Source organism: Mycobacterium sp. NGS33 (assembly GCF_059812885.1).
In genome coordinates, this window is the sequence record NZ_JCALDN010000006.1 from 154,699 (window position 1) to 174,544 (window position 19,846).

Annotated in this window: 23 protein-coding genes and 1 pseudogene; 14 read left to right on the top strand and 10 right to left on the bottom strand. The window is 68.0% G+C overall.

The features are described 5' to 3' along the window. Positions 1-162: 162 nt before the first annotated feature. The 3 genes from AC5Y5B_RS13840 to AC5Y5B_RS13850 form a co-directional block, all read right to left on the bottom strand. Positions 163-540 (bottom strand): hypothetical protein, encoded by a 378-nt coding sequence (locus AC5Y5B_RS13840; protein WP_289176297.1) that lies wholly within the window; start codon positions 538-540, stop codon positions 163-165. Positions 541-1,152: 612 nt separating this feature from the next. Then, the gene (gene aceA / locus AC5Y5B_RS13845) at positions 1,153-3,441 is read right to left on the bottom strand and encodes an isocitrate lyase ICL2 (RefSeq protein ID WP_500005615.1); all 2,289 of its coding nucleotides are present in this window, start codon (positions 3,439-3,441) and stop codon (positions 1,153-1,155) included. Between the two features lie 170 nt (positions 3,442-3,611). After that, on the bottom strand, positions 3,612-4,325 hold the full coding sequence (locus AC5Y5B_RS13850; protein WP_500005616.1) for an MBL fold metallo-hydrolase: 714 nt from the start codon (positions 4,323-4,325) through the stop codon (positions 3,612-3,614). A 94-nt stretch (positions 4,326-4,419) separates the two neighbouring features. Between AC5Y5B_RS13850 and AC5Y5B_RS13855 the strand changes: the two genes are divergently transcribed. From AC5Y5B_RS13855 to AC5Y5B_RS13870, 4 genes are all read left to right on the top strand, one after another. Then, on the top strand, positions 4,420-4,746 hold the full coding sequence (locus tag AC5Y5B_RS13855; RefSeq protein WP_500005617.1) for an ArsR/SmtB family transcription factor: 327 nt from the start codon (positions 4,420-4,422) through the stop codon (positions 4,744-4,746). Further along, entirely contained in the window at positions 4,743-5,159 is a 417-nt protein-coding gene (locus AC5Y5B_RS13860) for an SRPBCC family protein (protein ID WP_500005618.1), read from the top strand. Before AC5Y5B_RS13855 ends, AC5Y5B_RS13860 begins: the two co-directional genes overlap by 4 nt. Before the next feature lie 51 nt (positions 5,160-5,210). After that, entirely contained in the window at positions 5,211-5,657 is a 447-nt protein-coding gene (locus AC5Y5B_RS13865; protein ID WP_500005619.1) for an SRPBCC family protein, read from the top strand. Between the two features lie 65 nt (positions 5,658-5,722). After that, positions 5,723-6,349 carry a YbhB/YbcL family Raf kinase inhibitor-like protein gene (locus AC5Y5B_RS13870; protein WP_500005620.1) on the top strand — a complete coding sequence of 209 codons (627 nt, stop codon included), beginning with the start codon at positions 5,723-5,725 and terminating at the stop codon, positions 6,347-6,349. A gap of 9 nt (positions 6,350-6,358) precedes the next feature. Here the strand turns inward: AC5Y5B_RS13870 and AC5Y5B_RS13875 are convergent, their stop codons facing one another. Further along, positions 6,359-7,924, bottom strand: a complete 1,566-nt coding sequence (locus tag AC5Y5B_RS13875; RefSeq protein WP_500005621.1) for a phytoene desaturase family protein — start codon at positions 7,922-7,924, stop codon at positions 6,359-6,361. 104 nt (positions 7,925-8,028) lie between these two features. Between AC5Y5B_RS13875 and AC5Y5B_RS13880 the strand changes: the two genes are divergently transcribed. After that, the gene (locus AC5Y5B_RS13880; protein ID WP_112635573.1) at positions 8,029-8,628 is read left to right on the top strand and encodes a TetR/AcrR family transcriptional regulator; all 600 of its coding nucleotides are present in this window, start codon (positions 8,029-8,031) and stop codon (positions 8,626-8,628) included. A gap of 22 nt (positions 8,629-8,650) precedes the next feature. On the opposite strand, the gene AC5Y5B_RS13885 is transcribed toward AC5Y5B_RS13880, so the two are convergent. Next, positions 8,651-9,520, bottom strand: a complete 870-nt coding sequence (locus AC5Y5B_RS13885; protein WP_500005622.1) for a LysR family transcriptional regulator — start codon at positions 9,518-9,520, stop codon at positions 8,651-8,653. Positions 9,521-9,628: 108 nt separating this feature from the next. Between AC5Y5B_RS13885 and AC5Y5B_RS13890 the strand changes: the two genes are divergently transcribed. The 7 genes and pseudogenes from AC5Y5B_RS13890 to AC5Y5B_RS13920 all read left to right on the top strand — a co-directional run bounded on the left by AC5Y5B_RS13890 (position 9,629) and on the right by AC5Y5B_RS13920 (position 14,508). Then, entirely contained in the window at positions 9,629-10,021 is a 393-nt protein-coding gene (locus AC5Y5B_RS13890; protein ID WP_500005623.1) for a tautomerase family protein, read from the top strand. Beyond that, positions 10,018-11,001 (top strand): NAD(P)H-dependent flavin oxidoreductase, encoded by a 984-nt coding sequence (locus AC5Y5B_RS13895; RefSeq protein ID WP_500005624.1) that lies wholly within the window; start codon positions 10,018-10,020, stop codon positions 10,999-11,001. Before AC5Y5B_RS13890 ends, AC5Y5B_RS13895 begins: the two co-directional genes overlap by 4 nt. A 64-nt stretch (positions 11,002-11,065) precedes the next feature. Further along, on the top strand, positions 11,066-11,548 hold the full coding sequence (locus AC5Y5B_RS13900) for a carboxymuconolactone decarboxylase family protein (protein ID WP_112635579.1): 483 nt from the start codon (positions 11,066-11,068) through the stop codon (positions 11,546-11,548). Positions 11,549-11,569: 21 nt separating this feature from the next. Next, entirely contained in the window at positions 11,570-12,211 is a 642-nt protein-coding gene (locus tag AC5Y5B_RS13905; protein WP_500005625.1) for a nitroreductase family protein, read from the top strand. After that, complete coding sequence (locus AC5Y5B_RS13910; RefSeq protein ID WP_112635577.1) at positions 12,211-12,705, top strand: SRPBCC family protein; 495 nt, start codon at positions 12,211-12,213, stop codon at positions 12,703-12,705. The genes AC5Y5B_RS13905 and AC5Y5B_RS13910 overlap by 1 nt, the downstream gene beginning before the upstream one ends. 221 nt (positions 12,706-12,926) lie before the next feature. Next, positions 12,927-13,343, top strand: a pseudogene (locus AC5Y5B_RS13915) (Rv1352/Rv1906c domain-containing protein); the annotation flags it as partial. A gap of 202 nt (positions 13,344-13,545) precedes the next feature. Next, positions 13,546-14,508, top strand: coding sequence for an FAD-dependent oxidoreductase (locus AC5Y5B_RS13920; RefSeq protein WP_112633515.1), 963 nt, complete (start codon positions 13,546-13,548; stop codon positions 14,506-14,508). Here AC5Y5B_RS13920 and AC5Y5B_RS13925 read toward each other — a convergent pair. The 3 genes from AC5Y5B_RS13925 to AC5Y5B_RS13935 form a co-directional block, all read right to left on the bottom strand. Further along, on the bottom strand, positions 14,505-14,900 hold the full coding sequence (locus AC5Y5B_RS13925; RefSeq protein WP_112633514.1) for a phage holin family protein: 396 nt from the start codon (positions 14,898-14,900) through the stop codon (positions 14,505-14,507). The genes AC5Y5B_RS13920 and AC5Y5B_RS13925 overlap by 4 nt on opposite strands. A 60-nt stretch (positions 14,901-14,960) precedes the next feature. Beyond that, positions 14,961-15,200, bottom strand: coding sequence for a hypothetical protein (locus tag AC5Y5B_RS13930; protein WP_112633513.1), 240 nt, complete (start codon positions 15,198-15,200; stop codon positions 14,961-14,963). 78 nt (positions 15,201-15,278) lie between these two features. Continuing rightward, positions 15,279-16,346, bottom strand: a complete 1,068-nt coding sequence (locus AC5Y5B_RS13935; RefSeq protein WP_500005626.1) for an amidohydrolase family protein — start codon at positions 16,344-16,346, stop codon at positions 15,279-15,281. Here AC5Y5B_RS13935 and AC5Y5B_RS13940 point away from each other — a divergent pair. Then, positions 16,345-17,697: an MFS transporter gene (locus tag AC5Y5B_RS13940; RefSeq protein ID WP_500005627.1), complete on the top strand. Its 1,353-nt coding sequence runs from the start codon at positions 16,345-16,347 to the stop codon at positions 17,695-17,697. The genes AC5Y5B_RS13935 and AC5Y5B_RS13940 overlap by 2 nt on opposite strands. 2 nt (positions 17,698-17,699) lie before the next feature. On the opposite strand, the gene AC5Y5B_RS13945 is transcribed toward AC5Y5B_RS13940, so the two are convergent. Continuing rightward, positions 17,700-18,986 (bottom strand): competence/damage-inducible protein A, encoded by a 1,287-nt coding sequence (locus AC5Y5B_RS13945; RefSeq protein ID WP_500005628.1) that lies wholly within the window; start codon positions 18,984-18,986, stop codon positions 17,700-17,702. A gap of 56 nt (positions 18,987-19,042) precedes the next feature. Between AC5Y5B_RS13945 and AC5Y5B_RS13950 the strand changes: the two genes are divergently transcribed. Then, positions 19,043-19,552, top strand: coding sequence for a macro domain-containing protein (locus AC5Y5B_RS13950; RefSeq protein WP_205869120.1), 510 nt, complete (start codon positions 19,043-19,045; stop codon positions 19,550-19,552). Here the strand turns inward: AC5Y5B_RS13950 and AC5Y5B_RS13955 are convergent. Next, complete coding sequence (locus tag AC5Y5B_RS13955; protein WP_112633508.1) at positions 19,534-19,839, bottom strand: MTH1187 family thiamine-binding protein; 306 nt, start codon at positions 19,837-19,839, stop codon at positions 19,534-19,536. The two genes, AC5Y5B_RS13950 and AC5Y5B_RS13955, sit on opposite strands and share 19 nt — an antisense overlap. Positions 19,840-19,846: the final 7 nt, after the last annotated feature.

Genomic DNA, 19,846 nt, shown 5'->3' on the forward strand with positions numbered 1-19,846 from the left:
TGACGTCCCCTTGCATCCGAGTTGGCCAGAACCATAACTCGGAATGCGGGCTCCGCCCTAGGCCCAGACGCAGGGTTTAGCCGATGGGGCCAGGTTATCCCGGCCCCACCGGCTAGGGAGCAAGTCTTGGTGTTTGCGCTTTAGCGCTGGCTCATCGGGCGATCAGTAGCCGCCGCAGACGTTGCCGACGCAACCTCCGCCGCCGCCCGGTCCGCCGCCGCCACCGCCGACGCCGGGAATGCTGCCGCCGCCCCCGCCGGGGCCGCCGCCACCGGTCGGGCCACCCGGCACGCCGCCGCCACCGCCGCCGGGTCCGCCGCCACCGGTCGGACCGCCGGGCACGCTGCCGCCGCCGCCATTGGGGCCGCCGGGTTCGCCGCCACCGGGCACAGTGGTGGGCGCGACGCTAGACGACGGGGTGGTCGTCGGGGTGGTGGTGCTGCTGGGGCCGCCTTTATGGCCGCCGCCGCAGGCGACCGATAACACGAGCATCGCCGCACCGCCGAGCAGTGCGACCGTCGTCCTCGGTCCAGATCTCATCAGATCCCCCAATCTCCACATGCGCCACTTCGCGCCGCCCACTTTTTCTTACCCCGGGGCGTCGCCGCGCAAACAGATTCGGGCGGCGAAATCCGCCGAGACGAGGATGGCCCGTCACGGGGATGTGACGGGCCATCGCGAACGGCGGTCTGCTAGCAATTCGCTCCCGGAATGCACCCGACGAGCGTGGCGATGTGGGCGCCGGGGACGGACGTGCCGGGCTGTGTCGTCGCGACACTGGACGACGGATGCGGCGCCACCGCCGTTGTGCTGCCGGCCGGGCTAACACCCGCGGCACCGAATCCGACCGTCAAAACGGCCGCCGTTGCACCGCCGAACACCGCGATTGCCTTCGTGATTGGGGTCTTCATCGGGCGCTCCCCTCAGCTCGGTGCGTTTGTTACAAGCTAAATCCTACACCTGTGCAACTGTGCGCACGGTAAATTTTTGGCATCGGACCGCGGACGGCGAACCGATGCGCGTCGGACACCCCGGTGACGAGAGTGGTTCGCGGCGGGCGCGGGCGGCGCGCCGGTGCGAGTCGGCCCTGGATCACGCAATCCGCAAGCGGCCGCCGCATCGGTGGATGGGCGGCCGCCGGTGGGTTGCTGGCTAATCTTCCTTGTTGATCAGCTTGCGCAGCGCGACCCGGTCGGGCTGCAGCAGTTCGGCGATGCGGGGCCGGTTCACCTCCGCGACGATGATCTCGCCGACCTCCTGATAGACCTCGCTGAAGATGCCGTGCGATTTCATCTTCGCGGTCTGATATTGGTTGTCCTCGGTCGGCGTCACGTAGATCACCGCGTCGGCCTTGAAGCGGTGCACCAGCCAGAGGTGGATCAGCGTCATCAGCCGCTTCTGCCGGAGTTTCTCGGCGAAGGTGTTCTGGTCGCGGACCTGAAGGATGCTGCGGCCGTGCCGGTCCTTGATCGGGTCGACGACGACGTTGGCCAGCTGCTCGTCGTCGTTGCCGTAGATCCCGAGCTCCAGCACGTCCGAGCCGGCCCGGCGGGGCCGCAGCTGCACCCGCAGCTTCTCCCCCAGGCTGTAGTTCTCGCTCCACATCGCCAGCCACTCCTCGAGCAGCTTCTTCGGCACCTCGGTCTGCACCAGGTGCTGGTGCTGGGTCGACCCCTCGCCCATCGCCTTGGTGGTCGCGGTGCGACCCGACGAGGCGGTCAGCGCCGCGTCGCTGCGCGGCCCGCCGACCAGGGTTTGCGGTGTGCGGTAAGGGGATTCGACCAAACGCATCTTGCGCTGCAGGCGCGCCAGCGCCAGCATGCCGTCCTGTTGCAGCGAGGTGGCGAATTCTTCGGCCGCGACGCCGTCGATCTGGTGTCCGCCATAGGTGATGAAGTTGAAGACGAAGCCCATCTTGCCCAGTTCCTCGGGGAACTGCTTCATCTGCTCATCGGTCATGCCGGTGGTGTCCCAGTTGAACGACGGCGACAGGTTGTAGGCCAGCATCTGCTCGGGGAACTCGGCGTGGATGGCATCGGCGAACTGCTTGGCGTCGGCCAGGTCGGCGGTCTTGGTCTCCATCCACAGGATGTCGGCGAACGGCGCGGCCGCCAGCGACTTCGCGATGGCGTACGGGATGCCGCCGCGGATCTGGTAGTAGCCCTCCGGGGTCTTGGACAGCTCGCAGTCCCAACCCGGGTCGACGCCCAGTTCCTTCGCCTTGGCCTTGGCGGAGTACAGCGACGCACGCGCCGCGAAGGCCCGCCACTCGTCGACGCTCATGTCGGCCGGCTCGCCCTCGCTGGCATCGAATTCGAGCACCTCGGCCACGGCCTCGCCGTAGGTCATCAGCCCGGCGTCGTCCTCCCATGCCGCCACGAACCGCGACTCGACCTGGTCGAACAGGTCGTCGATCGACTGTTGACCGTTCTCGCGCCAGGTGTTGACCGCATCGGAGATCACGCCCTGGATGCCCTGGCGCTCCAGCCACGCCGAGGCCTCGGCGTACTCCCCTTCGGGCAGCGCATAGAGAAGGTGGCCGTTGAGGTCCTTGACGCCCAGCTCGTAGAAGCGACGCACCATCGCCAGGAAGCAGGACTTGTACGACGGGATGTTGAGGTTCGTGGCGCCGAGCAGGAACGGCTGATCGCGCTCGTCGGCCCGGCTGTCCAGCAGGTTGGCCGCCTCGGCATCGGTGCGGGCGACGATGATGCCCGGCACCTTCATGATGTCGAGCTGGAAGCGCGCGGCGTTGAGGCGTTTGATCTGCTCGTCGGACGGCACCAGCACCTTGCCGCCCTGGTGGCCACACTTCTTGGTGCCGGGCCGCTGGTCCTCGATGTGATATCCCGGGACCCCGACCTCGACGAAGCGGCGGATCAGGTTGCGCACGTGCGGGTCACCGCCGTGGCCGGTGTCGGCGTCGGCGATGATGAACGGCCGGTAGTCGTATTCGGTGGCGGTGGCCCGCTGCTGCTCGCTCATGTTCAGGCGCTGGTACTGCTGGTTGCGGTCGGCGGTCAGCAGCGCGCGCACCAGCACCGCGGCGTCGTCGGGCACCTGACTCAGCGGGTAGCTGGCCAGGTCGGGTCCGGGATCCTCGGTGGTGGAACCCTTGGCCGAGGTCGCCCAACCACCCAGGTAGATCCCCTCGATGCCCATCCGCTTCATGGCGACGGCCTGGCCGGGCGAGTAGGGGCCGAAGGTGGTGATGCTCTTCTTCTCGGCGAACAGCTCGCGTAGCCGCTCGTAGAACGCGGCCGCCGCGTTGCGGGCGACGGTGTAGTCGGTGGGGATGGTGCCGCGCTGCTCCGCTACCTGGCGGGCCGTGAAGAGGCGGGTGATGCGGGAGAAGCGCGGGTCGTCGAAGTATTGCTGCGTGGCAGCGACCTCGTCGTCAAACGATGGCCGGACTTGGGTGTCCTTCTCAATGATCGCCATGTCTTTCGCTCCTCTTCGCGCACGAATTCACTGAACGTGAGTCTATCCCCGGCAACGGCAGTTCAATCAGGGTCGACGGACTTGAGCCAAAACTGTTGGCCCGCCCGGTTCTTGCGAGCGCCCTTCGACTCCAACGCGTTGGGAGACAATACGTTTCGATACGGTATCGGTCACGGGGCTGCCGCGCGACGCGCCAGCCAGTCCCGTTGACGGCGGACGAACTCCGCGTCGACGACCCGGCCATGGCCCGGGACGTAGATCGCGTCGGGCCCACCGACCGCCAGCAGCCGGTCCAGGGTCGCGGGCCAGGCCGCGACGTCGGAGTCGGCGTCGATCGCGGGGTCATCGGACTCCTCCACCAGGTCGCCCGTGAAGACCACGGTCCGCTGGCCGCCTTCCGTTGCGGGCGCGAGCACCACCAAATCCGAGGCGGTATGGCCACGCCCGAGGTGGGCGATCGTCACCGCCCGATCCCCCAGGTCAATGGTGGCGTCGTAACCGCCGCTGCGCGGGGGCCGTAGGGCCGCGACCGCCGCGTCCACCTCGGCGGGGTCGGCACCATGACGCAGCGCGTCCTCGCGGAGGTCACCGGTCGCCGAGGAAAGATACTCGGCGACCTCGGGGGTGCAGATGACTTGCGCCCCCTCGAACAGCGACGAGCCCAGCACATGATCGAAGTGCTTGTGCGTCAACACAATATGGGTCGCCGGGCGCCCCGCGAGCAGCCGCACGTCGGCGTCGATCGCCGCCGCCTCGGTGAGCGTGGTCCCGGTGTCGACGAGCACTGCGCCGCTGCGGCCCCACACCAGCCCGACGGTCACGTCGCAGAACGGAAGCCGGCAGCGACGCACGCTGCCGGTCAACCATTCCCAGTCAAGATGCACATCCAGCAAGGTAGCCGTCCCGGTCTGCGGGCAGCGTGGATGCCGCGGCGGCATTTATGTCGGAAATAGTTGACATGTCGGGAATATCCGACATATGTTGGCGAACGTGCCGAGTGTCGATCGTGTCTTCCTTGCCCTGGCCAACCCGGTGCGGCGCGAACTGCTGGAGATCCTCGTCGCCCAGCCGCTGTCGGCGGGGGAACTCAGCGATCGGTTTGAGCTCAGCCGGCCCGCGGTCGCCGAGCACCTCAAGGTGCTGCGCGACGCGGGACTCGTGGCCGACCAGCCGCATGGACGTCATCGCATCTACCGCCTGACCGCCGAGCCGTTGGCGGAGCTCGGCGACTGGCTGCATCCCTTCGAGAAGTTCTGGCGCGGCCGACTGGCCACGCTCGCCGAGGTGGCAGAGGAGCTGGAATGACCGAAACGTCAGGGCCCGCGACGATCCGGGTTGACCAATTCGTGGCGGCGCCACCGGCCAAGGTGTGGCGATTGCTCACCGAACCCGCACTGATGAAGCTCTGGTGGGCCGAAGGGGAGGTGGCCGCGGTGGTAGGTCACCAGTTCACCCTCGACATGCCGGGCTATGGCAAGCAGCCGTGCACGGTGCTCGAGGTCGACGCACCGCACCGCTTCGTCTACACGTTCACCGCGGCCTGGACGCTGACCTGGCGGCTGGAAGCCGAAGGGGCCGGCACCCGGGTCTTCTTGGAGCACAGCGGTTTTGACCTCGACGACGGCCGCATGGCGCGCGCGTTCGAACGCATGGGGCCGGGATGGCGCGACGTCATCCTCCCCCGACTCGCGCACGTTGGCGCCCGGGCGAGCCTCTAGCCGCCCCCGGCGACTGGTTTCGCGCCAGACCGCTCGGGCTATTTCCCCGGGATGGCTATCACCGATTCCCGCGAAGTCGTCATCGAGGCGACGCCCGACGAAATCATGGATGTGCTCTTCGACCTCGAGTCGTTGACCGAGTGGTCGTCGGCGCACAAGAAGGTCGAGGTGCTCGAGCGCGACGACCAGAATCGTCCGACCAGGTCCAGGCAGGTCGTCAAGCTCGTCGGCGTCAGCGACGAGCAGGAACTCGAATACACCGTTCACGACGACGGTGTGGGCTGGACGTTGGTCCGTGCCAAACAGCAACGTGCTCAGGAGGGTCGGTACACGCTGACCCCCGAGGGCGACGCCACCAGGGTCCGTTTCGAGCTCACCGTGGACCTGGTGGCGCCGGTCCCTGGATTTCTGGTGAAGAAGGGGGCCAAGAGCCTGATGGACACGGCCACCGAGGGCCTGCGCAAGCGGGTCCTCGAAGTCGAGAAGCGCGCACAGTAACCGCCGTCCGCGCGGATGAAATCGGGTCCTTCCCGAGCGCGGGCGCGGGAGTCAGACTGGTAGTCATGGAACCGGCGTCGGCGGGCAGGCTTGGCCGCATCGCAGCGATCTTCGGTGCGCTGGCCATTGCGCCGGCGCTGTCCGGCTGCGGCGGCCAAGGCGATGGCCACATGACGACGTCGTCGGCGCCGAAGATCACCACCCTGGGCCGCACGGCGCCGCGGGCACCCGCCGGCGGATCACTGACCATCACCAGTCCCGCCTTCGCCGACGGGGCGCCGATCCCGGTCCAGTACACCTGCAAGGGTGCCGACATCGCACCGCCGTTGACGTGGACGGCGCCGTTGGGTGCGGCGCTGGTGGTCGACGACCCCGACGCCGTCAACGGGCTCTACGTCCATTGGGTTGTCGTCGGAATCCCTCCGGGTTCCGGGAGCACCGCCGATGGTCAGACCCCGGCCGGGGCGACCGCTCTGCCGAACACGGCCGGCCAGCCGGCCTACAAGGGCCCCTGTCCCCCGGCGGGCACCGGCACGCATCATTACCGGTTCACCCTCTATCAGCTGCCCAACGACTATCAGCTGCCCAACGACTATCAGCTGCCCGCCGGCCTGGCAGGGGTGCAGGCGGCACAGACGATCGGCGGCGCCGCCACGGCACAGGCCCAGCTCACCGGGGTGTTCGGCGGCTGATTCGGCCTGTCACGACGCGTCGTCGAGCACCTGATAGGCGGCGTTGTAACCGGGAGTGAACGTGATTCCGGGCCCGCCGTGGCATCCCGCACCGGCGAGATAGAGGCCTTCGATTCCGATGGGCATATCGAGAAAGCCTTTAGGCCCGGGCCGATTCGGCCCCATCAGGTCGGGGTGCAGCAGCCCGTGGCAGAAGTCGCCCGAGGGGGCGCCGAACATGGTGTTCATGTGATAAGGCGCGAACGTGATGTGGCGGATCACGATGTCCTTGAAGTTCGGCGCCAACCGGGTGATCTTGTCGATAACCCGTTGCGCCATCTCGTTTTTGAGATGGCCATGCTGATCACGGTCGGCCTCGACCGGGAACGCGTACGCGAACGCGCTGGCCGCGTGCTTGCCGGGCGGCGCCATGCTGGGATCGTGCACCGACGGGATCTGCATGCCCATCGACGGGTTGTCCGGAACGACGCCCCGGCGGCAGTTTTCCCAGTGCAGCTGCTGCTCTTCGGGTGACCCGAAGATGCCCACCGACTGTTGCATGTCTTCCTCGTTGAGGAACTCGTAGGGCGGGGCGAATTCGGGCAGCCCGTCCAGGGCGAAGTGGATCTGCACGAACGAGGCGCGGTGGTCGCGGCCGGAGACGCGCGAGACCAGCCGCGCGGGAACATGTTCGGGTGCGATCAGCCCGGTGAGCGTGACGTCGGGCGACAGGTTGGACACCACGATCGGCGCCGAGATCGTCGACCCGTCCCGCAGCCGCACGCCGGTGACCCGCTGCCCGGCGACCAGGATCTCCTCGGCTTTGGTGCGAAACCGGATCTCGCCGCCATGGGCGACGAAGAGCTCACGCAAGTGTTCGGTGAGCGCGCCGATGCCGCCCCTCAGCTTGGTCATCATCGCGGTGCTGTCGTCGGGCACCGCCAGCGCGAAGGCCAAACAGGTTGCGCTGCCTGGGGTGTACGGGCCGCGGTAGGTCGAGTTGACGGCCAGGAATGCCAGCATCCCGCGCATGACCGCGTGCTTTTCTCTGTCCGGCAGGTAGCGGTCGATCACGTCCATGGCCGAGCCGAACAGCATTTCGTGAATCGCACGGCGTTCATCGTCGTCGGTCGCGCACGCATACATCTCGTCGAGAGTCTTGGGCGGTCGGCGGACGTCGAAGCGGCCCAGCGCCTTCGCCGGTCCCCGACTCCAGCCGATCAGTTCGGCCATGCCGGTGACGGCATCGATCCCGTGCTTGTCGCTCAGGTGCGTCATCAACCGCATCGGGTCGCGGTAGAAGATCATCGGCTCTTCGCCGTGCTCACCGATGTTCGTCGACATCACGTCGGGCTCCACCGCCGGCAGCGTATCCAGCCCGAGGTCCTTGGCGAGTTCGCTTGCCATGGGGAACTGCACCGAACCGGCGATCTCGTAGCGGAAACCGTCGATCAACTCGACCGTCGCCGCCATGCCTCCCGCGTAGGTGTTGGTTTCCAGGCAGACGGTGCGCAACCCCGCCCGCTGTAAGAGCGCCGCGGCGGTCAGCCCGTTGTGGCCGGCGCCCACCACGATCGCGTCGTAACCCGTGCTCATGTTCTGGACCCTCCATCCGGCAACCGCATGCCAGAATATGTCAGTCCTGACATAATTAAAAGATGTCAGTTCTGACCCGCCGGCCTGGGATACGATCACCGCTGATGACCGGCCCGGGCAACCGTCACGAACAACGGCGACGATCGACGCACGAGGCGCTTCGCCAAGCGGCGTTGAAGAGCTTTGCGCGCAAGGGGTTTGCCAACGTCACGGTCACCGAGCTGGCCCGCGAGGCGGGCGTCACCGAACGCACCTTCTTCCGGCATTTCCCCACCAAGGAGGCCGTGCTCTTCGCCGACTACGAGACCCAGTTGGAGTGGCTGGCCGACGCGCTTGCCCAGCGTCCGCCGTCGGAATCGCTGTTCGATGCGGTGCTGGCCAGCGTGGCCACCTTCCCGCACGACCTCGAGGTGGTGCGCCAGGCCGCGACAGCCCGCGCGGAGCTGATCAGCGCCGAGCGGATTGCCGGTCACCTGCGTGTCGTGCAGTCCTCGTTCGCCGGCGTGCTCACCGACTTCGTCAGGCGGCGCAATCCGGAGCTGGCGAACATCGATCTGTTGGCCGAGGTCGCGGGTTCCGCGATCGCCGCGGCACTGGTTGCGGCGGTGGAGAATTGGGGCCGCAGAGGTTGTTCCGGTGACCTCGGCGAAGACGTCGCCGCAAGTTTGGGTCTGGTGCGCTCCGGTCTGGCGCCGCTCGCCTGACCGCGCCCCCGCGGGGAATCCGTCACTGGTCGGCCGCGGCGTCCACGGCGGCCTCGATGAAGCGCCGGAGCGCCGGGCTGTTGGCCCGCTTCACAAACGCCAGCGCGACGGGGATGTCGGGTGCGCCCCGCAGCGCGACGAACCGCACACCCGGATGGATGTTGCGCCTGATGGCGACGTCGGGAATGACCCCGATGCCCCGGTCTGCAGCGACGGATTCGATCCACTCGTCGAAATTCGTTGTCTCGATGATGGTTTCGGGCCCATCCCCCGCCGGCCACGACCACGGCCCGGTGGTGCCGCTGGCGGTGTTGACCACCAGCGGCCAGCGGGGCACCTCGGCCCACTCCAACTTCGTTCGCCTTGCCAGCGGCGAATGCACCGAACACACCGCCACCCGCGGTTCGTCGAAAAGGTGCACCAGCCGAACGGCGGTCGAGGTGACGTGGCCGCGCACCAGGGCGATATCGACCCTGCCCTGCTGGACCGCGCCGAGGGCGTCGTCGGTGCGGATCAGGCTGACGGTGGTCCGGGTGGCCCGCTCGAACCGCGCAACGGTGTCCTGTGCCCACGGGTCGGGCAGCAGCCAGCTGAACCCGAGGCGGATGCTCGCCTGTTGCCGGACCGCATCGACGCCGCGCCCCAGCTCGGCCAGGACCCGCTCGACGTGACCGAGGAAGACCCGCCCGGCCGGGGTGATCGCCACGTGGCGCGAACTGCGGTCCAGCAGCGTCGCTTCGAGCGCGTCCTCGAGCTGTTTGACGGTGCGGCTCAGCGCGGGCTGGGTGATGCTGAGTTCCTGGGCGGCCAGGGTGAACGACTCGAGGCGCGCCACCGCTTCGAACGCCCGGAGGTGACGCAACTCGATCCGGCCGGATTGCACCACGTCCATGCCCGATGAGCATAGATCCCTCACAGCAGGCATTTCACGCGGGATTGCGGGAGACCTACCGTCGGTTGCACAGCATGCGCAATCCGCGCTGATGTTTCGGGAGGAAAAGTGCCGCTGTTGTATATCGACCTCATCGAGGGTCGTACGCCGTCGGAGGTCCGCGCGCTGCTGGACGCGATCCACGACACGGTGGTCGAGGCGTTCGGCGTTCCGGCCAGGGATCGCTACCAGGTGGTGCATTCTCACCCGGCGCACGAGATCGTCACGCTCGACACCGGTCTGGGCATCAATCGGTCGTCTCACCAGGTGGTCGTGCACGTGGTGAGCCGACGGCGTCCGCGCGAGCTCAAGCAGAAGTTCTACGAGCTGCTGGCGTCGCGCCTCGCCGCCCGGTGCGGGCTCGACCCCGCCGACCTGATCGTCTCGGTCACCGAAAACGACGACGAGGACTGGTCTTTCGGCCACGGGAGGGCCCAGTTCCTCACCGGTGAACTCAAGTGAGCCCCGCCACGGGCTTGACGACGCGCCTGACCGAACTGTTCGGGATCGAGCAGCCCGTCCTGCTCGCGCCGATGGCCCTGGTCTCCGGGGGCCGGCTCGCGGCGGCGGTGACACAAGCGGGCGGACTCGGCCTGATCGGTGGGGGCTATCCCGACGCCGAATGGCTGCAGACGCAGATCGAGCTGGCCGAGGGGGCCCGGGTCGGATACGGGTTCATCACCTGGAGCCTGGCCCGCAACCCGGGGGTGCTCGACATCGCGCTGGACCGGCGGCCCGCGGCCGTGATGCTGTCGTTCGGCGAGTTGCAGCCCTTCGCCGATCGCATCCATGCGGCCGGCGTACCGCTGATCGCGCAGGTGCAAAACCTCGATCAGACCCGGCGCGCGTTGGATGCCGGCGCCGACGTCATCGTGGCACAGGGCGGCGAGGCCGGAGGACACGGCATGAGCGTGCGCTCGACGTTCACCCTGGTCCCCGAGGTCGTCGACGTCGTGGCGGACCGGGCGCCCGGCACATCGGTGGCGGCCGCGGGCGGCGTCGGCGATGGCCGCGGGTTGGCGGCTGCGCTGGCGTTGGGGGCCGACGGCGCGGTCGTCGGAACCAGGTTCTGGGCGACACCGGAAGCGCTCGTCTCGCCCAGAGCCCAGCAGCGCGCCGTGGCGGCCGGCGGGGACGACACCGTGCGCACCCGCGTCTATGACGTGGTGCGCCGCCTCGACTGGCCCGCCGAGTACACCGTGCGGGCGCTGGGCAATCCCTTCCTGGACACCTGGCACGGCAACGAGGTCGAGCTGTCGGCGCGGCTGCCCGAAGCGGTCGACGCCTACGAAAATGCCGTCGCCGCCGAGGATTTCGATACTGCCGCCATCCTCATCGGCGAAGGGGTGGGATGCATCCGCGATATCCGACCCGCCGCTGAGATCGTCGCCGACATGGTCGGTGAGGCCGAGCGCATCCTCAACCGTCGCCCCGCACCCTAGACAGCCGAGCGACGAGTCTGGTTTGCTCAGCTGGCTAGCTTATTTCCGCGGGCAGGAGTTCGCGATGGCCCGTCTCAACGTGCCGGATGGCCCCGGCGGTGAAGCCGCCATGATCTGGACGCTGCGACCGCAACTCGGCGGCATGGTCGAACGCATGATCCGCGGCGCGTATCAGCAGAGCATCCTGCCGGCCGAAGAACGGGAGCTGGCCAGAATGCGCATCGCCATGATCAACGACTGCATCGCCTGCGCCGATTTCCGCGCCCAGTCCGTGCTGGACGCCGGCGTGGCTCCCGAGCTTTACGACAACGTCGCCGCTTACGCCAGCTACCCGGGATACACTGCGCGCCAACGTCTTTGCATCGAGTACGCCGAACGCTTCGCCACCGACCACGCATCGATGGACGACGCGTTCTTCCAACGCCTTCGGCAGTCGTTCTCCGACGAGGAGATCCTGGATCTCACGCTGTGCGTCGCCGTCTTCCTCGGCCTGGGACGCTCGCTGAGCGTGCTCGGTGTCGACCAGTCCTGCGCCATCGATCTCTGATCACCCAACGGAAAGGAACCAATGGACATCGCCACCGTCGACGAACTGCTGAGCACCACGCGGTCGGTTCGCAAACGCCTCGACCTGACCCGCCCGGTCGGTCGCGAGGTGATCCTGGAGTGCATCCAGCTGGCGATGCAGGCGCCCACGGCGAGCAACACGCAGAACTGGCGCTGGCTGGTCATCACCGATGCGGACAAGCGTGCCGCGATCGCCGAGATCTACCGCAGCATCGGCGCGCAGTACCTGGCCTATGCGGCCCAGAACGCGAGCGACGACCAGACGCAGCGGGTGTACCAGAGCGCGATGAGCCTGACCGAGACGCTGGCGGAGGTGCCCGTGCACGTCATCCCCTGCCTCAACGAGCGCATCGACACCGCCGAACCGGGCATCGCCGCCGCGGCCTGGGCATCGATCATTCCCGCGGGGTGGAGCTTTCTGCTGGCGCTGCGCTCGCGCGGGCTGGGATCGGTATGGACGACGATGCATCTGTTCAAGGAAAAGGAGGTCGGCGAGCTGCTCGGCATTCCGCCCACCGTCACCCAGGCGGCGCTGTTCCCCGTCGCCTACACGATCGGCACCGACTTCCGGCCGGCCAAGCGGCCGCCCGCGGAGACCATCACGTACTGGGACACCTGGGAACGGCAGGTCGGAGATCGCTGATGCGGTCTTACACCGTGCGATTCCACGTCGACGCGCCGCCGGGCAAGGTCTGGCGGGTGCTGCATCCGCCGGCCCCACCGAACGCCCCGCGGCCGCGGGTGCTCACGTGGCCCACCGGCAGCATGGAAATCCTCAACGAGGGCAACGCGGCCGGCGAGGGTCTGGTCCGCACCTGCGTCTTCGAAGTGCCCAAATACCTGCTGACCGGCGGTAGGGCGCGATCGTGGGAAACCGTGACCGAGGCCGAACTCAACAAGCTCTCGCGCTACGTCGCCGTCGGCGCCCCGCTGTGGTCGCGCGCCGAGGGATATCACCGGCTCGAGGAGCAGCCCGACGGCAGCACCGTGCTCACATTCCACGAGACGTATCACGCCTACAACCCGGTGTTGCGCTTCTTTCTCGAACGCCCGGTGCACGCGAAGATCTCCCGCGACAACCTCGAGACCTACGAGCACGCGCTCGGGTATGCGGGCCGGGTGCGGCGGCTCGACTAGGCGTTCTTTGCCACGCCGCGGATTTCACAACGATGTGAATTAGGTTGTTCGCCCCGGTACCCTCGATCTCTATGGGTGGAGTACCTGGTGCGGCAAGGTTGGTCGCTGCGAGCCTGATGGTCGCCGGCTGGGCCGCGTCCACGGTCGTCGCCAGCGCCGATCCGGACGAGACGCGGGGGCCGGCGCCCGGCCCCGCACCGGGGGCGTCGGCCTCGCCATCGCCGGCCGCTTCGCCGTCGCAGGCGGCGCCGGCAGCGCCTTCGGCGTCGCCGTCACCCGCCGCGTCCCCGGGGGCCTCGCCCGCGCCGGCGGGGCCGAAGACGTCCATCGACAAGGACGGCATCTACGCCGTGGGTAGCGACATCGTGCCCGGCATTTACAGCTCCGGCGGCCCCGTCGGCGACGGCACCTGCTACTGGAAGCGGACCGGCAATCCCGACGGCACCATCATCGACAACGCCATGTCCAAGAAGCCCCAGGTCGTGCAGATCGATCCGGGCGACAAGGCGTTCAAGACCTCGGGCTGCCAGCCCTGGCAGCTGACGCCCGATGCGGCGCTGCCGCCCAGCGCGCCCCCCGCGGGTGTGCAGGGCACGCTCGGCATCCTCAACAGCCTCCTGGGCGGGGGTGCCCAGCGGGCTCCGTCGGCCTCGCCGGCCCCGCAGGCCCCGGCCGCGTCGCCGGCCCCGCAGGCTCCGGCTGCTTCCCCGGCTTCGCCGTCTTCGTCGGCCCCGGCCGGTTCACCGGCGCCGCAAGCCGCGCATTCCTGATCGACCGTAAAGCGCCCGACGCTGGACCCGCCGCGTTCCGCGGCCCGGCAGTTTTCGCTACCGTGGCGCCGTGGCACCTACGCAGCGGATCGTCGTCGTCGGCGCCGGCGTCAGCGGGCTGACGTCGGCCATCTGCCTCGCCGAGGCGGGCTGGCCGGTACGGGTCTGGGCGGCCGCGACGCGGAAGCGGACGACATCGGCGGTGGCCGGCGCCGTCTGGCTTCCCCCACGACCCGCCGCGCGCGCGGCCGAGACGCTGGCCTGGACCGAGCACTCGCTGCGGGTGTTCACCGATCTTGCCGGCAATCCCGACTCCGGGGTGCAGCTGGCTCCGGCGCTGGCCGTCGGGGAGCTGACCGCGAGCGAGGCGATGTCATCGGCGGCGGCGTTGATCCCCGACCTGCGTGCGGCCGACAGGGTGGATCTGCCCGAGGGCTCCGGCACCGGGTTCCGCGCGACCCTGCCGATGATCGACATGCCGCACTATCTCGACTACCTGACCCGGCGGCTGGCAACGGCCGGCTGCGAAGTCGAGGAGCGTCCCGTGCGGTCCCTCGAGGAGGCCGCCGACGCCGCCGAGATCGCGGTCAACTGCGCAGGGCTCGCCGCGGGAGCGCTGACCGGTGACGACACCGTGCAGCCGTTGTTCGGCCAGCACGTGGTGCTCACCAATCCCGGTCTGCGGCAATTGTTTCTGGAAATCAACGGCGGCCCGGACTGGACCTGTTACTTCCCCCATCCGCACCGGGTGGTGTGTGGGGGCATCAGCATCCCCGGGCGTTGGGACACCGCGGCCGACCCTGACATCACCGAACGCATCCTGCAGCGCTGTCGCCGGATCGAGCCGCGACTCAACGACGCCGACGTGATCGAGGTGATCACCGGCCTGCGTCCCGACCGCCCGGCGGTGCGGCTGGAAGCCGAGCCGCTGGGTGGGGCGCGGTGCATCCACAATTACGGGCACGGCGGCAACGGCGTCACCTTGTCGTGGGGTTGTGCGCGCGACGTGGTGCGCCTGGCCAACGGCGGCTAGCGTCGGGCGCCGGTACGCCGAATCACCAAGGACAGCAACCAACTAACGATCGACAGCACGATCGCGGCCCAGATCGCCGTCCACCAAAAGTGATCGATCTGCAGTCCCCAGTGCGTGGTGTGCTCGGTGATCCGCGCGGTGATCCACAGCATCAGCGCATTGACGACGACATGGAACAGGCCGAGCGTCAGGATGTACAGCGGGATCGACAGGATCTGCACGATCGGTTTGATGAACGCGTTGACCAACCCGAAGATCACGGCAACGACGAAGACGATGCCGACGCGCTCCAGCTTCGTGTCGCCGCCGACGAACGTGATCCCATGGACGAATTTCGTGACCAGCCATAGCGCGAAACCGGTCAGTGTGGCGCGAAGCAGGAAAGGGCCCATGCGCACGATCCTCTCACCCGGCGTGCGCGAACGGCGGCTTGTTGACTGTTGGGTTCCTCGCTAAGCGTCGCCGCGCTGCGCCGCCAGGTACTTCACCATCTGGCACAGGTTCACCACGGCCGCGCTCAACTTGTAAATCGTGGCGTCCCGATCCTCCAAACACGACTGCCAGTCGGGGAACTCCTGCGGGGCTTTGTGGTTGTCGGCGTTGAGGTGCATTTTCTGCTCGATCTGGTCGCACAGATCCGCGAGGGTCAACTGTCCGGGCGCGCTGCTATCGGAGAACCATTGGTCAGTCATCTCGGATCGTCGCCTTCCAGTAATCCAAGCTTTCCCCTCAGGTTATCGGGCCGACCGCCACGAGGATTGAGCGGCCGCTCAGTTCAGGTTGTAGAAGCGCTGCGCGTTCAGCCCGCCGATCTTCTCCCGGGAGTCCTCACGAAGGTCGGTTCGCGTGCGCAGGTGTTTGGTGCTCTCCGGCCACTCACCGTCCCAGTGCGGGTAATCGCTGGCGAACATGATGAAGTCGTCACCCAGCACGTCGATCACGCCGGGCAGGATCGGTTCCTCCGGTTCGCACGTCACCCAGATGTTTCCGGCGGCCAGATAGTCGTGCGGGTCACGCCGCCAGCCGCCCTGGACCCAATCGCCGCGCTTTTCGTAGTGCTCGTGCAGCCGATCGATGAAGAACGGGACCCAGCCCGCGCCGGCCTCGAGGAAGGCGACCCGCAACGCTGGGTGGCGCTCGAAGACGCCGCCGGAGACCATCGCGGTCATCGCCGTCATCTGGTCGAACGGGAAACTGATGCAGTGCACCTGAATGTAGTTCGTGAAGCGGTCCACACCGATCTTGGGCAGGTGGATGCCCGGGGCGCCGTGCACACCCAACGGCATGCCTAGGTCGACGGCGGCGGCGTAGAACGGATCGAGGTCGGGATGGTCGAGGTTGCGGCTCTTGAGTGCGGGCGGCACCAAAGTGGCTACTAGCCCAAGCTCTTTGGCTTCGGTCATGACGTCGATGGCGACGCGGCCGTGCTCGATCGGTGTCACGGCGACCCCGCGCAGCCGGCCACCGGACGCGGCGCAGTAGTCCGCGATCCACTGGTTGTACAACCGCGAGAATCCCGCGGCGAACTCTGGGTCCTCGAGGCTGGGCGCGCACAGCCCCATGCTCGGATACAGCACCATCGTGTCGATGTGATCGCGATCGGCATCCCCCAGCACGCCCTCGGGTGAGCGGCAGTTGATCTCGGGCGCCTTGCTGATCCCGTGTTCGGGCGGGCACCCCGCGCCCGGCCCCGTGTCCTCGGGGTAGTTGCGGCCCTCCAGCGTCAACCCCGGCCGACCGTCCGTGCTGGGCTTGACGTGCTCCGGCCATCGTCTGATCGCTTCGACTGCCAGCGAGGAATTCTCGGCCACGTGTCCGTCGGCGTCGATGATCCGCATGTATCCGGAACTTACTCCCGCAGCCCACATCGTGGAACAAGTCGCGCCGGCGCGCTGGGTAGGCCACGATGCTGACGTGACCACACAAAGTCCTCAAAAGAAGTTGACCGCCGATCAGCGAAACTCTTTCATCGCGGCGTTGCTCGGCTGGACGATGGACGCCTTCGATTACTTCATCGTGGTGCTCGTGTACGCCGACATCGCCAAGACGTTCCACCACAGCAAGGCCGAGGTCGCCTTCGTCACGACGGCCACCCTCATCATGCGGCCCGTCGGCGCACTGCTGTTCGGGCTGTGGGCCGACCGCGTCGGCAGGCGCCTGCCGCTGATGGTCGACGTGATGTTCTATTCCGTGGTCGGCTTTTTGTGCGCGTTCGCGCCCAACTTCACCGTGCTGGTGATCCTGCGACTGTTGTACGGCATCGGCATGGGCGGCGAGTGGGGGTTGGGCGCCGCGCTCGCCATGGAAAAGGTCCCCGTCGAGCGGCGCGGGTTCTTCTCCGGGCTGCTGCAGGAGGGGTACGCCTTCGGCTACCTGCTGGCCAGCGTCGCCTCCCTGGTGGTCATCGACTGGATCGGGCTGTCGTGGCGGTGGCTGTTCGGTCTGAGCATCGTTCCCGCCCTGATCAGCTTGGTCATCCGCTACCGCGTGGAGGAGTCCGAGGTGTGGGAAGCCGCGCAGGATCAGATGAAGCTCACCAGCACCCGGATCCGCGACGTGCTGCGCAGCGGCGCCATCATTCGGCGGTTCATCTACCTGGCGCTGCTGATGACGGCGTTCAACTGGATGAGCCACGGCACGCAGGACGTCTACCCCACCTTCCTGGGGGCGCACACCAATCAGGGTGCCGGGCTGTCCAGCACGACGGTCAAGTGGATCGTGGTGGTCTACAACGTCGGCGCCATCGTGGGGGGCCTGGTCTTCGGCACGCTGTCGCAGCGATTCAGCCGGCGCTACACCGTCGTATTCTGTGCCGTCCTGGCGCTGCCCATCGTCCCGTTGTTCGCGTACTCGCGCGGCGCGGCGATGCTGTGCCTGGGTTCGTTCTTGATGCAGCTCTTCGTGCAGGGCGCGTGGGGGGTGATCCCCGCCCACCTCACCGAGATGTCCCCGGACGCCATCCGCGGCCTCTACCCCGGGGTGACCTACCAGCTGGGAAACCTGCTGGCGGCGTTCAACCTACCGATCCAGGAACGCCTCGCCGAATCGCACGGCTACCCGTTCGCGTTGGCCGCGACGATCGTGACGGTCCTGATCGCGGTCGCGGCGCTGACGCTGATCGGGAAGGACGCCACCGGAATCCGGTTCGGCACCACCGAAACCGCCTTCCTCGCAAGCGAAGTGACGTGACGCTACGCGCCGTCGCCCAAAAGGCGCCGCAGCAGGTGCATGGCCACCGTCGTCGAGCGCTCCCGGATATCCGACCGGTTGCCGGGAAGCCGCAGTGTGCGGGTATCGGTTCGTCCGGCGGCCGTCACGCTGAAACAGACTGTGCCCACCGGCTTTTCGTCGGTACCCCCACCCGGGCCCGCGATCCCGGTGATGGCCACCGCGGTGTCGGCCCCGAAGCGCTGCAGCGCACCCGCGGCCATCGCCTCGGCCACCGGCTCGGACACCGCGCCGTGCGTGTCGATCAGCGCGGGGTCGACGCCGAGCAACTCCACCTTCGCCTCGTTCGAATAGGACACGACACCGCCGGCCACATAATCCGACGACCCGGCCCGGTCGGTCAGTCGCGCGGCCAGCAGTCCCGCGGTGCAGGACTCCGCCGTCGCGATCCGATGACCGGCTAGAAGCTGGGCCACCAGATCGTCGACGCGCGAGCCGTCCTCGGAGTACAGCTGATGCCCGTGCCGTTCCCGCAGCAGCTTGGTCAATTGCGCGTACGCGTCCGCGGCATCCGGCTCGTAACGGGTGACCATCTCGATCTCGCCGCGCCGCAGGCAGGTGGTGATCTCCAATTGCTCGAAGCCGGGCACGGCCGTCTCGGCGTCGCGCAGCGTTTCGGCCAGCCCCGACTCCGGCAGCCCGAACATGCGCAGCATCTCCTGGCGATAGATGGTCCGGCCGGCGATCGCCTCTTGTGCCGCGGGCGTCTCGATGGCCGTGTGCCACATGGGCTGCAGCTCGCGCGGGGGGCCTGGTAGCACGATCACGGTCGGCTTGCCGGGCACCACGACGCCCGGAGCGGTCCCCACCGGGTCCAGCACCTGCGCGCCCGCCGGCACCATCGCCTGCTTGCGATTGGCCGCCCGCAGCGACTCGAAAGTGCCGGGATCCAAGGCGGATTGGAACGCGGGATTGCGCCCCATCAGTTTCTTGAGGATGTTGGCGATCTTCTCCTCGACCTCGGCGTCCAGCAACAACTCACGTTCGCAGAAGCGCGCGACCACCTCGACGGTCATGTCGTCGGCCGTCGGCCCCAGGCCCCCGCTGGTGACGATCAGGTCCACGCCCTGGCCGGCCAGGAACCGCAGCTGTGCTTCGATGTCGGCCGGCCGGTCGCCGCAGATCGTGATGTGGGCCAGCTCGACGCCCAGCTCCAGGAGGCGATCGGCGATCCAGGGGCCGTTCGCATCTTGGACCCGTCCGGTCAGGACCTCGGTTCCGGTGACAACGATTCCCGCGCGTGCGCTCACCGCCCTGAGCCTACGCATGGGCTCCGCGGATGCTCATTCGGAAGGACAATGGGCCCATGATCGAGTTAGAGGTGAGGCAGGCCGACGTAACCAAGCTCGAACTCGACGCGATCGCCAACGCGGCCAACACGCAGCTGCGCCACGGCGGCGGTGTGGCCGCGGCCATCTCGCGTGCCGGCGGGCCGGACGTGCAGCGCGAATCGACCGCGAAGGCGCCGATCGGGCTCGGCGAAGCGATCGAGACCACGGCCGGCGACATGCCGGCGCGCTACGTCATCCACGCCGCCACCATGGAGTTGGGCGGACCGACGTCGGCCGAGATCATCGCCGCCGCGACGGCCTCGACGCTGCGCAGGGCCGACGAACTCGGCTGCCGCTCGCTCGGGCTGGTCGCATTCGGCACCGGGGTCGGCGGTTTCCCGCTCGACGAGGCGGCGCGACTGATGGTCGAGGCCGTGCGGCGGCACCAACCGGGCGCGCTGGGCAAGGTGGTGTTCGCCGTCCACGGCGACGCGGCCGAACGGGCGTTTCGACTGGCGGTGCGGGGTCAGCCCCCGGAGAGGTAACGCTCGACTGAGGCGACCTTCTGCGTCATCGCATCGCTGGTCCCGGCGCGCCAGTCCGCCTTGATCACCGTGCTGACCCTGGGCGCCCGGGCGGCCACGGCCTCCACCGCGCGCTGCACCACGGCCATGACTTCTGCCCAGCTTTCGCCTTCGATGACGGTGAACATCGCATCCGTCTTGTTGGGCAGCCCCGAATCACGAACGACCCGAACCGCTTCGGCGACGATCTCACCGACGCCCTCGCCCACCCCCATCGGGGTGACGGAAAACGCGACGAGCACGGACATTCATCGA

What these genes read in the sequence shown, in the direction of transcription:
- AC5Y5B_RS13950 (WP_205869120.1), top strand. Translation starts at nt 19,043, where the DNA reads ATGATCGAGTTAGAGGTGAGGCAGGCCGACGTAACCAAGCTCGAACTC.
- AC5Y5B_RS13870 (WP_500005620.1), top strand. Translation starts at nt 5,723, where the DNA reads ATGGAACCGGCGTCGGCGGGCAGGCTTGGCCGCATCGCAGCGATCTTC.
- AC5Y5B_RS13955 (WP_112633508.1), bottom strand. Translation starts at nt 19,839, where the DNA reads ATGTCCGTGCTCGTCGCGTTTTCCGTCACCCCGATGGGGGTGGGCGAG.
- AC5Y5B_RS13910 (WP_112635577.1), top strand. Translation starts at nt 12,211, where the DNA reads ATGCGGTCTTACACCGTGCGATTCCACGTCGACGCGCCGCCGGGCAAG.
- AC5Y5B_RS13940 (WP_500005627.1), top strand. Translation starts at nt 16,345, where the DNA reads ATGTATCCGGAACTTACTCCCGCAGCCCACATCGTGGAACAAGTCGCG.
- AC5Y5B_RS13875 (WP_500005621.1), bottom strand. Translation starts at nt 7,924, where the DNA reads ATGAGCACGGGTTACGACGCGATCGTGGTGGGCGCCGGCCACAACGGG.
- AC5Y5B_RS13855 (WP_500005617.1), top strand. Translation starts at nt 4,420, where the DNA reads ATGTTGGCGAACGTGCCGAGTGTCGATCGTGTCTTCCTTGCCCTGGCC.
- AC5Y5B_RS13900 (WP_112635579.1), top strand. Translation starts at nt 11,066, where the DNA reads ATGGCCCGTCTCAACGTGCCGGATGGCCCCGGCGGTGAAGCCGCCATG.
- AC5Y5B_RS13865 (WP_500005619.1), top strand. Translation starts at nt 5,211, where the DNA reads ATGGCTATCACCGATTCCCGCGAAGTCGTCATCGAGGCGACGCCCGAC.
- AC5Y5B_RS13930 (WP_112633513.1), bottom strand. Translation starts at nt 15,200, where the DNA reads ATGACTGACCAATGGTTCTCCGATAGCAGCGCGCCCGGACAGTTGACC.
- AC5Y5B_RS13885 (WP_500005622.1), bottom strand. Translation starts at nt 9,520, where the DNA reads ATGGACGTGGTGCAATCCGGCCGGATCGAGTTGCGTCACCTCCGGGCG.
- aceA (WP_500005615.1), bottom strand. Translation starts at nt 3,441, where the DNA reads ATGGCGATCATTGAGAAGGACACCCAAGTCCGGCCATCGTTTGACGAC.
- AC5Y5B_RS13840 (WP_289176297.1), bottom strand. Translation starts at nt 540, where the DNA reads ATGAGATCTGGACCGAGGACGACGGTCGCACTGCTCGGCGGTGCGGCG.
- AC5Y5B_RS13905 (WP_500005625.1), top strand. Translation starts at nt 11,570, where the DNA reads ATGGACATCGCCACCGTCGACGAACTGCTGAGCACCACGCGGTCGGTT.
- AC5Y5B_RS13925 (WP_112633514.1), bottom strand. Translation starts at nt 14,900, where the DNA reads ATGGGCCCTTTCCTGCTTCGCGCCACACTGACCGGTTTCGCGCTATGG.
- AC5Y5B_RS13860 (WP_500005618.1), top strand. Translation starts at nt 4,743, where the DNA reads ATGACCGAAACGTCAGGGCCCGCGACGATCCGGGTTGACCAATTCGTG.
- AC5Y5B_RS13935 (WP_500005626.1), bottom strand. Translation starts at nt 16,346, where the DNA reads ATGCGGATCATCGACGCCGACGGACACGTGGCCGAGAATTCCTCGCTG.
- AC5Y5B_RS13880 (WP_112635573.1), top strand. Translation starts at nt 8,029, where the DNA reads ATGACCGGCCCGGGCAACCGTCACGAACAACGGCGACGATCGACGCAC.